Genomic DNA, 12,991 nt, shown 5'->3' with positions numbered 1-12,991 from the left:
GGCTCATACCGCACCCCCTGCCGCGAGGGCCGGGCGGCGGGCGAGGACCGTGTGGACGATGCCCGTCTGCCAGCCGGGCAGGGGGAGTACGCGTACCCGGTCGAACCCGGCGCGGCGTACCCGGTCGCCGAACGCCGGTGCCGTGTCGAAGCCGACGACGCTGCGCCACAGATGGCGGTAGAGCCGGCCGTCTCCCGCGGCGGTGCCGGCCGGCAGGACGATGCCGCCGCAGACCGCCGTCCACACGGCGCGGTGCGCGGGCAGCCCGCTGAGCGTGTACTCGTGGACCGCGAGCCGGCCGCCCGGCGCGAGCAGCCCGCGCACGGCGGCCAGGATCCGGTCGGGGTCGGCCACGTTGCGGAACAGATAGGCGGCGAGGACGGCGTCGAAGGGCCCCTCGACCCCGGCCTCGGCCAGCCGTTCCGCCGGGGCGCGCCGGAAGGTCACCCGGTCCGGCCAGCGTTTCGCCGCGGCCCGCTCCAGCATCCCCGCCGACGCGTCCACCGCGACGATCTCCGCCCGCGGCAGCGCCGCCACGAGGGCGGCCGTGGACGCGCCCGTGCCGCAGCCGAGGTCCAGCACGCGGCGGCCCGCCCCGCCGTCCGGCAGACCGAGCCGGCGGGCCGAGCGCCGGAGCTGGGAGTGGTAACCCGGATTGCACGCCACCAGCCGGTCGTAGGTGCGGGAGGCGTGGTCGAACGCGGTGGCCAGTTCCGCGTCGCGCAGCAGAGGCATGGAGTCTCCTCGGTCGGTGCAAGGGCATTGGGTACCCCGGCACTCGGCTCGGGGGTATCCGGACACTCGGTCGGTGGTCGGGACGGCGCTCAGGGGTCCTCGAACGGCCGGCGCGGCAGCCGGGGCAGCTCGGCGGCCGTCCGCAGCATCGGCAGCACGGGCGTACGCAGCCCGACCGCGATGTCCTCGTACAGCAGGGTGCGGCCGTCGAGGAAACGCAGCAGCCGCTCGGCGGGTACGCGCGCGAACAGCCGCGAGAAGAAGTCGGCACCGTCGACCCGCCCGGTGGCCAGCGCCCGCAGCAGCACCGCGTCCATGGCCCGCGACCGGGCGGAGTGCGCGGGCGGCGGGACCGGTCTGCGGCCCGCCCCGAACGCGGCCGCGACGGCCCGCGCCTGCCGCTGGACGGCCGCGAAGGTGTACCCCGTCGACGGCCGGGTGGCACCGCCCGCCGTACCGATCCGGAACACCGCGGGCCCGCTCTGCCGGGCGAACGGCGCGTCCGTCATCGGGATCACCCCCGACTCCTCGGCGGTCACCCGCAGCCGCCCGAGGCCCAGTACGTCCCGCGTGTAGTGGCGCAGGGCCGCGTCGTACTGCTCCTGGGTCAGCGGCGCGGGCGAGAACTCGGTGTACTCGACCAGCGCGGTGTGGCGGCCGGTGGGCAGCACGTAACCGAAGGACAGCCCGCGCGGCGGCTGCGGCGTACGGAAGTCCATCAGGTCCACCACCCCGGGGTCGAACACCGGCCGCTCGGCGCGGACGAACCAGCCGTGGAAGTGCTGGAACAGCGTGGTACGGGCGGCGGGCAGGGCACCGAGCGGCCGGGAGTCGAAGACCCAGCGGGCCCGCACGTCCAGGGGCACGCCCGCCGGTGTCGCCGCGCGGACCCGGGCGCCGCCCGGCACGCCCTCGACGGTGTCGACGACGGCCTCCGTCCGGCGTACCGTCCCGCGGGCCGCGAGGTCCCGGTGGACCAGCTCCTCGAAGTCGTCCGAGCCGAGCATCTTGTAGCGCAGCGGGGCGATCCGGCTCTCGACGGGCCGGCCCCGCGCCGGGCGGACCCGGAGGCGCTGCCAGGACGCGGTGAGGGCGGGGTCGTAGGGGCCGGGGCCCGCCTCCCAGAAGCACCAGGTCCGCCGGGCGGGACGCAGTGGGCCGGGCGGCGCGGTGAGGAGGAGGACCGACGGGGTGCGGCGGCCCGCGGTACCGGAGGAGAGCCGGTGCGCCAGGGACAGGCCCGCGGCGCCCGCCCCGATGATGGCGACGTCCGCGTCCACCGGGCCCTCGCCTCCCCGTCCTCCCCGTCCTCCGCGTCCTCCGCCCACGTCCGACCGCTCCTCGATGAGTGTCACTCCTCAGATGTGTGCCGCGCCTCGGTGTGTGCCCCACCGTGGTGTGTGCCGAGCCTCTGTGTGTCTCGTCGCGTCCCGTCGTACGGTCCGGCCGGTGACGGCGTGTCCGGGCGTCCGGCGGCGGCGCACGCCGGTGCGTCCGACGGGAAGCATTCCGTTTCCGGCGCCCCGCCGGATGCGCGCCGCACCGGGCCGGGCGGCTCTTTCTGCGTCCGGGCGGCCAGGTGGACGCGGTCGCCTCACCCGTCCAGTGCCGAATCCGGCGGCGCTCGTGTGTCGCGGCGGTACCGGACTCCGGCCGCATTACGTTCACCGCTCGCGGCCCGCGCCCTTCGGGCGGACGCACCCCGGACCAGGTGGCGGACGCACTCCCGACGAGGTGGCGGACGGGAAACGGCCGCCCGCCGCATCCGTCACCGCAGCCCCGGCCGAATCACTTCCGACCACCCGCGTCCGCCACGACGAGAGGAATCGGGATGCGCCACCCCAGGGCCGGGGACCACGCCACGGCCGGGCAGGACCCCGCCCCCGGACACCGTGCGGTCCCGGACGGGCACCCGGCGGACGTCCCGGACGACGCCCCGGTGTTCGCCGGTGCCGCCGCCGAAGAGATCGACGCGGACGTCCCGGGCGCCGTCGGACACGTACTGGAGACGGTGCTGCGCGACCGCGTCGAGCGGGCCCGCGCGCTCGACCCCGTCTTCGGCGCGGACATCGCCGAACGCGTCGCCCGGCTGACCCTGCACGGCGGCAAGCGGATGCGCCCCCAGTTGCTGTGGTGGGCCCTGCGCGGCTGCGGCGGCGGCCTGGAACCCGACCAGAGGGAATCCGCCCTGCGCCTCGCCGCGGCCCTCGAACTCCTCCAGACCTGCGCCCTCGTCCAGGACGACGTGATGGACGCGTCCGCGCTGCGTCGCGGCCGGCCCGCCCTGCACGTGGAACTCGGCGCGCAGTACCCGGCCCAGGGCCCGCGGACCTCCAGGTCGCTCGGCCGGGCGGGCGCGATCCTCGCCGGGGACCTGGCCCTGGCCTGGGCGGACGACGTGTTCGCGGCCCAACAGGCGGACGCCGGGCCCAAGGCGGCCCCGGCGGTGCGGGAGATCTGGCGGGAGATGCGCACCGAGATGGTCGCGGGCCAGTACCTGGACGTACTGGACCAGGCGACGTCGGCCCGTTCCGCGGCCCGGGCGATCCGCGCCGCCTGCCTCAAGAGCGCGCGCTACTCGGTGGAGCGCCCGCTCGCGCTCGGCGCCGCGCTGGCCGGAGCGGGGGCCCGGACCACCGAGGCGCTCGGGGCCGCGGGCCGGTGCGCCGGTATCGCCTTCCAGCTCCACGACGACCTCCTCGGCGCCTTCGGCGACCCCCGGCTGACGGGCAAGCCGTCCGGCGACGACCTGCGCGAGGGCAAGCGCACCTACCTCGTGGCCGTGGCCCGGGCCCGCGCCGAGGAGCACCGCGACCGGGCGAGCCTGGAGGTACTGGACCACCGCATCGGCGCGGGCCGGCTGTCGCAGGCCGAACTCGCCGAGGTACGGGACGTACTGGTCGCGACCGGCGCCCGCGCGGCGGTCGAGAAGCGGATCGAGCGGCTGGTACGCCGCGGCACGGACCACCTGGCCGACGCCGCCCTCGCCCCGGGACCGGCCCACCGCCTGCGCCGGCTCCTGAACGCCGCGGCGGGCCTGACGGACACCTGGCCGGCACCGGGCGGTGGCGGCGAGGGCCCGTCGCAGCACCCGGCCGGGAACGACGAGCCGCCGCCCACCGCCTGCCTGAGCGGCACGGCGGGCCCGGGAGAGGTGCGATGAGCAAGATGAGCGAGTTGCTTGCCGGGCAGGACGACGACCGAATGGCCGGCGTGGGTCCGGAGGGTGCCCGGCCGGCGCCCGGCCGTGGCGGTGGGAGCGCGCCGGAGCACCCGGGCGGGGCCGGTGCGCCTCGCCCCGTCGGTTCGGGAGGGCGGCTGTGATGAGCAGGGCGATCAGGACCGTTACCGGGCGTACCGATCATGTCGTGGTGGTGGGTGCGGGGCTCGCCGGGCTGTCGGCGGCGCTGCATCTGCTGGGGGCCGGGCGGCGGGTGACCGTCGTCGAGCGCGCGGCCGTACCCGGCGGCCGGGCGGGCCGGCTCGACCGGGCGGGCTACCGCTTCGACACCGGGCCCACCGTGTTCACCATGCCGGACCTCGCCGACGAGGCGTTCGCCGCCGTCGGCGACAGCCTCCGCGACCGCGTCGAACTGATCCCGCTGCATCCCGCCTACCGGGCGTGCTTCGCCGACGGCGGCGAGCTCGCCGTCCACACCGGCGCCGAGGCGATGGAGGCGGAGGTCGAGCGCTTCGCGGGACCCGCCGAGGCCGCCGGGTACCGGCGCCTGCGCGGCTGGCTGGAGCGGCTGCACCGGGTCCAGATGCGCCGCTTCATCGACGCCAACTTCGACTCGCCGCTCCAGCTCCTCACCCCCGACCTGGCCAGACTGGCCGCGCTCGGGGGCTTCGGCCGGCTCGACGCCCGTATCGGGCACTTCCTGCGGGACGAGCGGCTGCGCCGCGTCTTCTCCTTCCAGTCGCTGTACGCCGGGGTGCCACCGGCCAGGGCGCTCGCCGCGTACGCCGTCATCGCCTACATGGACACCGTGGCGGGGGTGTTCTTCCCGCGCGGCGGCATGCACGCCCTGCCGCGGGCCATGGCGGACGCCGCCGCCGACGCGGGCGCGGACTTCCGGTACGGGCACGACGTGACCCGGCTCGAACGGTCCGGGTCGCGGATCACCGCCGTCGTCACCTCGCACGGCCGCATCCCCTGCGACGCGGTCGTGCTCACCCCCGACCTGCCCGTCAGCTACCGGCTGCTCGGCCGCCGTCCGCGCCGCCCGCTGCGGCTGCGGCACGCGCCGTCCGCCGTCGTCCTGCACGCGGGCACCGACCGGACCTGGCCCCGGCTCGGCCACCACACGCTGTCCTTCGGCCACGCCTGGAAGGGCACCTTCGACGAACTGACCAGGACCGGGAGCCTGATGACCGACCCCTCCCTGTTGATCACCCGCCCCACCGCGACCGACCCCGCGCTCGCCCCCGAAGGGAAACACCTCCACTACATCCTCGCGCCCTGCCCCAACACCGACATCGGCCCCACCGCCGCCGCCTGGAGCGACCTCGCGCCCCGCTACCGCGACACCGTCCTCGCCGAACTGGACCGCCGGGGGCTCGCCGGGATCGCCGCGGCCGTCGAGGAGGAGTGCCTGGTCACCCCGGCCGACTGGCACGGGCAGGGGCACGCCGCGGGTACGCCCTTCTCGGCGGCCCACACCTTCGCGCAGACCGGCCCGTTCCGGCCGCGCAACCTCGTCCGGGGCACCGACAACGCGGTCCTCGCGGGCTGCGGCACCACCCCGGGCGTCGGCGTCCCGACCGTCCTGATCTCCGGCAAGCTGGCCGCCGCCCGGGTCACCGGACCACCGTCGCGACCGGGGCCGCGGCCCCGTACCCGTACCGGCTCCGCCGGAGGCGGCCGCCCATGACCGACCGCGAACTCGACGCCGCCGGCATCCACGCACCGCACCTGCGCGCCGCCTACGCCCGCTGCCGCGCGCTCAACGCCGAGCACGGCCGCACCTACTTCCTCGCCACCCGGCTGCTCCCGGTGGAGCGGCGCCCGGCCGTGCACGCCCTGTACGGGTTCGCCCGCTGGGCCGACGACATCGTGGACAGCCTCGACGGACACCACACCCTGAGCGAGCGCACCACCGCCCTGCTGCGCCTGGAGAAGCGCCTGGAACGCGGGCTGCGCCGGGGCGGGCGGACCGCCGGACCGGCCGACGGAGCGGGCGCCGGGCAGGCCGCCGAGACGAGTGCCGGACCGGGCCCCGGGCGGGTCGACGAACCGGTGGTCCTGGCGCTCGCCGACACCGCCGCCCGCTACCGCATCGACCACCGGCACTTCACCGACTTCATGGCCTCCATGCGCAGCGACCTGCACGTCACCGGCTACGCCAGCTACCAGGATCTGCGCGGCTACATGCACGGTTCCGCCGCGGTGATCGGCTTGCAGATGCTGCCGGTCCTCGGGACGGTCGTACCGCGCGAGGAGGCCGCCCCGCACGCGGCGGCCCTCGGCGTCGCCTTCCAGCTCACCAACTTCCTGCGGGACGTGGGCGAGGACCTCGACCGGGGCCGGGTGTACCTGCCCGCGGACCTGCTCGCCGCCCACGGCGTCGACCGGGAGCTGCTGCGCCACAGCCGGGCCACGGGCCGCCGCGACCGCCGTATCACGGCCGCCCTGCGCGCCGCCGAGGACCTGACCCGCGGCGTCTACCGCGATGCCGCCCCCGGCCTGGCGATGCTCGACCCCGTCGCCCGCCCCTGTATCCGCACCGCGTTCGTCCTCTACGGGGCCATCCTCGACGCCGTGGCCGACGACGGGTACTCCGTGCTGCACCGCCGCGCCGTGGTGCCCCGGCGCAGGCGCGCCGCCGTCGCCCTCGACGGCCTGGTACGGGTGGCGGCGGCCCGCGCGCGGGCCCGCGGGCACGACCGGCCCCCGCCGTGCGCGCTGTCCGACGGCCGCCCCCGGCCGTCCCGGCGGAAGGAGACGGTGTGACCGGCGACGGCCGCGCCCGGTCCGGACGGCTGCCGCTGCGGCTGCGCCGCCGCCCGGTCGTCTGGGAGAAACAGCGGCCCACCTGGCGCGACGCCCGCCCAGGGGTCATCGCCGACGCCCTGAAGCGGGCCCTCGCCCGCCCCTCGGGCAACTGGTACGTCGTCGGCGCCGCCCGCGCCCTCGGCCGTGACCGTCCGCTGGCCCGTACCGTCGCGGGCCACGAGGTCGTCGTCTGGCGGAACGCGCGCGGCGAGGTGGTCGCCGGACCGGGGATCTGCCCGCACCTGGGCGCCCCGCTGGCCGAGAGCCCCGTCCGCTGCGGCACCCTGGTCTGCCACTGGCACGGACTCGCCCTGGACGGCGGCCCGTTCGCGGGCTGGGAGCCGCTGCCCGCGTACGACGACGGGGTGCTCGTGTGGGTGCGACTCGACGCGGCCGGGGGCGAGGAGCCGCTGCCCGCCCCGGTGGTGCCGGCCCGGCCGCGTCCGGCGACCGCGGTCGACGCCGTGTACAGCGGCGTCGGCGGCTGCGAACCGGAGGACGTGGTGGCCAACCGCCTCGACCCCTGGCACGGCGCCTGGTACCACCCCTACTCCTTCGTGGACCTGACGGTGGTGAGCAGCCCGGGGGGCGGCGGCGCGGACGGAGGCGGGGACGGCGGCGCGGACGGTGACGGGTTCGCCGTGGATGTCTCCTTCAAGCTCGCCGGGCGGCTCGTCGTGCCGGTGCGCGCGGTGTTCACCGCCCCTGAACCGCGCACTGTCGTCATGCACATCACCGACGGGGAGGGCCAAGGCTCGGTGGTCGAGACACACGCCACCCCACTGGCCCCGGACGCGCACGGGCGCCCGCTCACCGCCGTCACCGAGGCGGTCGTCGCCGCCTCCGACCGGCCCGGCTTCGCCCTCGCCCGCCGGGCCGCGCCCGCCCTGCGGCCCCTGATGCGGGCCGCCGCGGGGCGCCTGTGGCGGGACGACCTGGCATACGCCGAGCGCCGCTGGCAGCTTCGCGACAGCGGGCGCTTCCCGGGGTGAACCCGGCCGACGGTGTTTGCGTATCTCCTTGTGCGGACGGCGGAGAGGGGCCGTGCGGAGGTGCGGAGGGAGAGCAGCGTGTCGACACCGTCCGAACCCGGCCTGTCACCGGAGCCGGAACGACCGGCGCTCGAGCCCACCCACGTCGAGCCCCGCCGCCGCTCCGAAACCCTGGCGGAACTACTCAGACGCGTAAGGGAGAAGGAGGGCCTGACCGGAAGCCCGGCCCCGGAAACCGGCCCGGACCTCAGCCGCGATCCCGGTGCCGGCCCGCGCCCCGACCCCGGGGCCGATCTCGGTTCCGGGACTGACTCCGGCCGGCGCTCGGAGCCGGTCCCGCCGCCGGATTCGCTCCCGCTCCCACCCGCACCCCCGCCGTCGGACACCAGCCGGTACGAGAGCTTCGGCCGGGGTGAGGCCGTCGGGCGGGGGCAGGATCCTGGGTCCGATCCCTACCGGCGTTGGGAGTCCATCGGGTTGCGGGCCGTCGTGCCGTTGCCGCCCGGGCGGGACGGGACGGAGGACGAGACGCAGGAGTTGCCGCCCGTGCCCGCGGGGCCGCCGCTGCCCGCGCGTCCGCCGCATCCTCCGGTGACGGGCACGGGCGGTCACCGGCGCGCGAGGCGCCGGCCGGTCAACCCCTGGCAGCGCCGCGCCGCCGTCGCCGTGGCCGTGGTCGCCTCCGGTCTGACCGGCTTCACCGCCGGTCTGCTGCTGGCCGGTGAGGACCCGGCCCGCGCGGCCCAGAAGACCGCCCCGGACACGTCCTCCGAGGAGCCGTCAGGGGATGTGGATCCGGACGGCGCGGGCACCCTGCGCGAGGGCGACACCGGCCCGGAGGTGACGGAGCTTCAGGAACGCCTGCGGCGGGTCCCGGACGTGTACGTGAACGGTTCCACCGCGGGCACCTACGACGCCGCCCTCACCGCCGCCGTCGCCCGGTTCCAGCAGTGGTACGGCATCCGCGGCGACGAGACCGGGGTCTACGGCGACGACACCCGCCGCGACCTGGAGTCCCGCACCGCGGACCCGTAGGAGCACCGCGCCGCCGTCAGGCCCAGGCGGTGACCGCGGCGAACGAGCTGTCCTGGCGGAACAGGTCGGTGCCGTCCGCCGCGTCCACGCGCAGCTGGTAGTCGTAGTGGCGCAGATAGCGGCCCGGGTAGTTGTACGACTCCAGCCGGACCGAGCCGCTGGACGCGCCGGCCCGCAGCACGAACGTGGCGTCCGCCGCGAACGTGGACGTCCCGTCGTGCGCGTCGAAGCGCGCCCGGAAGTCGTAGTGCCGCAGGTAGTTCCCGGCGGCGTTCCGGAAGGAGCAGCCGCCGGAGTCGGCGAGTCCGGCGACGATCGTGAAGGTGGCCGCCTGCTTCTCGGCGGTGGTGCTGGCGGAGCCGACCACGGGCAGGTTGACCAGCGCGGACTGTTCCTGCCAGTAGCGGGTGGTGTAGTTGGCCGAGCGGAAGGAGCGGGTGACACCGGTCGGCAGCGTGGGCCCGCCGGTGACCGTCTCCTTCAGCACGGTGAAGTGCCGGACGGTCCCGGAGACGGCGGGCAGCTTCGCCGGGGCGCTCCAGGTGGCGAAGGTGTCGTAGCTGTCGCTGTAGTAGTAACTCCCGTCGCCGTAGCCGTCGAAGAAGATCCGCCACGCGCCGTTGTCGAGCTGCACCAGCGCCGGGCCCTCCCGGGTCCCGCCCCAGCCGGCCCAGTCACCCGTCCCGCGGAAGGTGTACGGACCGGTGAGCGCGGCGGCGGTGGCGTACTCGATGTACTTGGTCGTCTCGTTCTTGGTGAACGCGTGGTACGTGGAGCCGGCGCGGACCACGAAGGTGTCGATGTGGTTGGCGCCGATGCCGCTCAGCGCGACCGGCGCCGACCACGAGGTCAGCGCCGAGTCGGCCGCCTTGAGCCGGTACGGCGTGAACGTCCACTCGTCCGCCGTGGTCGAGCAGGACACGAGCACGTTCACGCTGCCGTCGCCGTCGACGAACCACTCGGGCGCCCACGCGCGCGAGAGATTCGTGATCGGGACCGTGTAGTCGTACAGGAACGTCCAGTTGACGAGGTCGGTGCTGCGGGCGAAGCCGATGGTGGTGCTGGTGTCCTGCCAGGTGTGGGTGGTGTAGGTGAGGTAGTAGCGGCCGTCCGTGTGCTTGAGGACGGAGGCGTCGCGGACCCGGTTCGCGGGCGGCGTGTACGCGGCCGCCTTGATCAGCCGGAAGTCGGTGGCGTCGTCGGACTGGTAGACGCTGACGCCGGCGTCGCTGCTGTCGAGGAACGGGACGACGGTGTACCGGGTGGCGTAGCCGCGGGCCGGTGCCGCCGCGGTGGCGGTGGTGAGCAGTCCGGGCGCCGCGCCCAGGGCGAGCGCGCTCGCGGGCAGCGCGGCCAGGGCGCGCAGGACCGTGCGGCGGGTGGCGGGGCCCGGTTGCCCGGTACTCGGCGGGGGAGGGGTCATGGGCGGCTCTCCTCGGTGGGGGTGGGGCGGGTCGGCCGGGGTGGGCTCAGAGCAGCGCGGCGATCTCGGCGGCGCTCAGCGCCCTGCCGTACACGCGGAAGTCGTCGACCGCGCCCTTCAGGCAGGGGTCGGCGCCGTACTGGGACCTGCCGACGTAGCCGGCCCGGATGTGGTTGCCGAAGCGGCGCGGTTCCACGGTGACGGCGGTGTTGCGGCCCGCCTCCCGCCCGTCCACGTAGAGGACGGCCGTGCCGTCGCCGCCGGTCACCGCGGTGTGGACCCAGCGGTCTGTGGGCAGCGGATCGGTGTCGATACGCTGCTCGGCGCCCGCGCCCGCGGCGGTGATCGCGTACCGCAGGGTGCCGTCGCCGCTGAGCGGGGTCAGGAACATGTTGGCGGTGACGCCGGTGCCGACGTCGAAGATCCGGCTCCAGGCGCCGGGCTGCCCGTCGAGCCGCACCCAGGCCGCCACCGTGTACGCGGCGGCGCCCGCGAGCAGGTCGTCGGCGAGGCGTACGTGACCGCTCGCGCCGTCGAGCGCCACCGCGCCGCCGGTCCGGCCGTCGGTCGTCCACGTGGCGCCGCCCGCGAGGCTCGCGTCCTCGCCGTTGCCGGTGGCGTCGGCGGCCGTCGTCCCGGACGTCTCGTCGAAGCGGTGCCAGGCGGCGAACTCCGGTGGCGGGGGCGGCGCTTCACCGGTCAGCCAGTACACGTGGTAGTGCTGGTGGTGCACGCGGGCGACGGGCAGCAGGGTGACGCCGGTGTCGTCGGCGCGGGCCCCGAACCGCAGCGGCCGGGCCGCCTCCTGCCGTACCGAGCCGGTGTCCAGCCGCGGCAGCCAGCCGTCCGCCCGGTCCCCGTACGCCCCGGCCAGCACGATCGGACCGTGCAGAACGGCCTGTACGTCGGGGTCGTCCGGGGTGGCCTCGATCCGGGTGCGCATGGGCAGGGTCACCTCGACGCGGTCACCGGCGCGCCAGTCGCGCTCCAGGGTCAGCCAGGAGCCGGGCGCGGGACGGTCGGGCAGCGCCCGGCCGTTGATCTTCGCGCGGACGCCCTCGGCCCAGGCGGGCACGCGGACCAGCAGCGTGTGCGCGGCCCGTCCGGCCGCCACCGTCAGCGTGGTCGCGGCCCGGTCGGGGAAGTCCGTCGTCTGCCGCCAGGTGATGCCCTTCTCCCGCCAGCCGACCTCGGCGGGCACGAACAGGTTGACCAGCAGCCGGTCGTCGTCGTGCGTGAAGACGGTGTCGGCGAACTTCGCGTGCGTCTCCATGCCGGTGCCGTGGTCGCAGGAGAAGTTGTCGTAGTCGGTGGAGTAGGCGTCGGGGTCGGAGCCCATGAACGAGGGCTGGCGCTTGACGGAGCCGGGCGCGAGACCCGTGTAGTAGATGTTGAAGCCGTGCGCGGAGTCCGGGTCCTGCTCGCCGAGCATCTGGTTGAACAGGGCCCGCTCGTAGTGGTCCAGGAGATCGGTGCGGTCCGGGGCGTGGAAGTGCAGCAGCCGGGTCAGCTTGAGCATGTTGTAGCTGTTGCAGTTCTCGCAGGTGCTCTCGGACAACTGCCCGGCGACGACGTCGGGTTCCTGGAAGCCCTCGCCGTTGCTGTTGCCGCCGATGACATAGGTGTGGTGGTCGGTGACGATCCGCCAGAAGTTCTCGGCGACGGTGCGGTAGCGGTCGGCGCGGCCCTCCTCCCACAGCCGCAGCGCGCCGACCATCTTGGGGATCTGGGTGTTGGCGTGCAGCCCGGCCAGCCGGTCCTCGTTACGGGCCAGCGGATCGAAGACCCGCTCGTGCGTGAAGCGTTCGGCGACGTCGAGCCAGCGGGTGTCGCCGGTGACGGCGTGCAGATCGGCGAGCACGTCGTTCATCCCGCCGAACTCGGTCTCCAGCACCCGCTGCATCTGCTCGTGACTCAGCTTCGCGGTGCGCCGGTCCACCCACTCGCCCTGGCGGAGCACGACCTGAAGGGCCTGCTCGCTGCCCGACAGCCGGTACTGGTCGACCAGACCGGCCATGATCTTGTGGATCGTGTAGTACGGCGCCCAGACGCCGGTCCCGGCCTCGAGCCGGTCGAAGAAGCTCTCCGGGAACGCGGACAGATAGCCCGTGCCGAAGCCCGCCGCGGGCGCCGCCGCCTGGCACTCGGCCAGCGCGGCCACGAGCCTTCGCCCCTTGTCGCGCAGGGCCCGCTCACCGGTGCCCGCGTGGGTCAGCGCCAGCCCGGACAGCAGATGGCCGGTGGAGTGCCCGCGCAGTTCGACCTCGGGTCCTTCCCAGCCGCCGCACGGCTCGGCGCTGCTCGGCAGGCCGACGTTGAGCCGGAAGGTGTGCAGCAGCCGGTCGGGGTCGACGAAGCGGAGGTAGGCGGTGTTGCGCCGCTGGTTGGCCCGGAACGGGCTGTCCAGCAGGGTGACGGCGCCCAGCGGGAAGGGCCGCACCGCGGCGCTCGCGGCCCCGGCGGCCGCACGGCCGTGCGCGGTCCCGGTGGCCGGGCTCGCGGCCGTGGCGGAGGCCGGACCCGTCACAGCCGCTGCCGCAGCGGTGCCGGTGGCGGCGGCCAGGAAGAGACGTCTGTCGAGGGGTGGGTTCACGAAATCCTCCGCATGCCGGGGCCCGGGGCCGGTGGCGTCCCTCCACCGGCCCCGAGCCTGTTCGATATCCCGGACGTCGTGCGACATGCTGTGCGGGAGACCACGCTAGGGATCCCGCCGGTGATGTCAACAGCGCGCACAGGGACGGAAGTCCACTTCCCGTGCCGGTGGGACACCGGTGCGAGGTCTGCCGTGGCCGGATGTCTCCCCGGTACCGT

At 75.5% G+C, this 12,991-nt stretch carries 9 protein-coding genes; 5 read left to right on the top strand and 4 right to left on the bottom strand.

Going from position 1 to position 12,991, the window contains the following annotated elements:
- Positions 1–3: 3 nt before the first annotated feature.
- Entirely contained in the window at positions 4–735 is a 732-nt protein-coding gene (locus ACFV6E_RS30440) for a methyltransferase domain-containing protein (RefSeq protein WP_385465949.1), read from the bottom strand.
- An 89-nt stretch (positions 736–824) separates the two neighbouring features.
- Positions 825–2,015, bottom strand: coding sequence for a lycopene cyclase family protein (locus ACFV6E_RS30435; protein WP_385465946.1), 1,191 nt, complete (start codon positions 2,013–2,015; stop codon positions 825–827).
- A 551-nt stretch (positions 2,016–2,566) separates the two neighbouring features.
- Between ACFV6E_RS30435 and ACFV6E_RS30430 the strand changes: the two genes are divergently transcribed.
- The 5 genes from ACFV6E_RS30430 (at position 2,567) to ACFV6E_RS30410 (ending at position 8,757) form a co-directional block, all read left to right on the top strand.
- The gene (locus ACFV6E_RS30430) at positions 2,567–3,898 is read left to right on the top strand and encodes a polyprenyl synthetase family protein (protein WP_385465943.1); all 1,332 of its coding nucleotides are present in this window, start codon (positions 2,567–2,569) and stop codon (positions 3,896–3,898) included.
- Between the two features lie 160 nt (positions 3,899–4,058).
- Positions 4,059–5,609, top strand: a complete 1,551-nt coding sequence (gene crtI / locus ACFV6E_RS30425; RefSeq protein WP_385465940.1) for a phytoene desaturase family protein — start codon at positions 4,059–4,061, stop codon at positions 5,607–5,609.
- Positions 5,606–6,688, top strand: coding sequence for a phytoene/squalene synthase family protein (locus tag ACFV6E_RS30420; RefSeq protein WP_385168035.1), 1,083 nt, complete (start codon positions 5,606–5,608; stop codon positions 6,686–6,688). Before crtI ends, ACFV6E_RS30420 begins: the two co-directional genes overlap by 4 nt.
- Positions 6,685–7,722: a DUF5914 domain-containing protein gene (locus tag ACFV6E_RS30415; protein ID WP_385168032.1), complete on the top strand. Its 1,038-nt coding sequence runs from the start codon at positions 6,685–6,687 to the stop codon at positions 7,720–7,722. Before ACFV6E_RS30420 ends, ACFV6E_RS30415 begins: the two co-directional genes overlap by 4 nt.
- A 546-nt stretch (positions 7,723–8,268) precedes the next feature.
- The gene (locus ACFV6E_RS30410; protein ID WP_385168029.1) at positions 8,269–8,757 is read left to right on the top strand and encodes a peptidoglycan-binding protein; all 489 of its coding nucleotides are present in this window, start codon (positions 8,269–8,271) and stop codon (positions 8,755–8,757) included.
- Positions 8,758–8,773: 16 nt separating this feature from the next.
- Here the strand turns inward: ACFV6E_RS30410 and ACFV6E_RS30405 are convergent, their stop codons facing one another.
- Both ACFV6E_RS30405 and ACFV6E_RS30400 read right to left on the bottom strand, forming a co-directional pair.
- Positions 8,774–10,180, bottom strand: a complete 1,407-nt coding sequence (locus ACFV6E_RS30405; RefSeq protein WP_385465937.1) for a glycoside hydrolase family 43 protein — start codon at positions 10,178–10,180, stop codon at positions 8,774–8,776.
- Positions 10,181–10,226: 46 nt separating this feature from the next.
- Positions 10,227–12,773: a beta-L-arabinofuranosidase domain-containing protein gene (locus ACFV6E_RS30400; protein WP_385465934.1), complete on the bottom strand. Its 2,547-nt coding sequence runs from the start codon at positions 12,771–12,773 to the stop codon at positions 10,227–10,229.
- Positions 12,774–12,991 lie beyond the last annotated feature (218 nt).

This window comes from Streptomyces sp. NPDC059785, assembly GCF_042732375.1.
Taxonomy (GTDB): domain Bacteria; phylum Actinomycetota; class Actinomycetes; order Streptomycetales; family Streptomycetaceae; genus Streptomyces.
Note: the sequence above shows the minus strand (reverse complement) of the source record. Positions and strands in the feature narration are given on the sequence as shown.

What these genes read in the sequence shown, in the direction of transcription:
- ACFV6E_RS30440 (WP_385465949.1), bottom strand. Translation starts at nt 735, where the DNA reads ATGCCTCTGCTGCGCGACGCGGAACTGGCCACCGCGTTCGACCACGCC.
- ACFV6E_RS30430 (WP_385465943.1), top strand. Translation starts at nt 2,567, where the DNA reads ATGCGCCACCCCAGGGCCGGGGACCACGCCACGGCCGGGCAGGACCCC.
- crtI (WP_385465940.1), top strand. Translation starts at nt 4,059, where the DNA reads ATGAGCAGGGCGATCAGGACCGTTACCGGGCGTACCGATCATGTCGTG.
- ACFV6E_RS30420 (WP_385168035.1), top strand. Translation starts at nt 5,606, where the DNA reads ATGACCGACCGCGAACTCGACGCCGCCGGCATCCACGCACCGCACCTG.
- ACFV6E_RS30405 (WP_385465937.1), bottom strand. Translation starts at nt 10,180, where the DNA reads ATGACCCCTCCCCCGCCGAGTACCGGGCAACCGGGCCCCGCCACCCGC.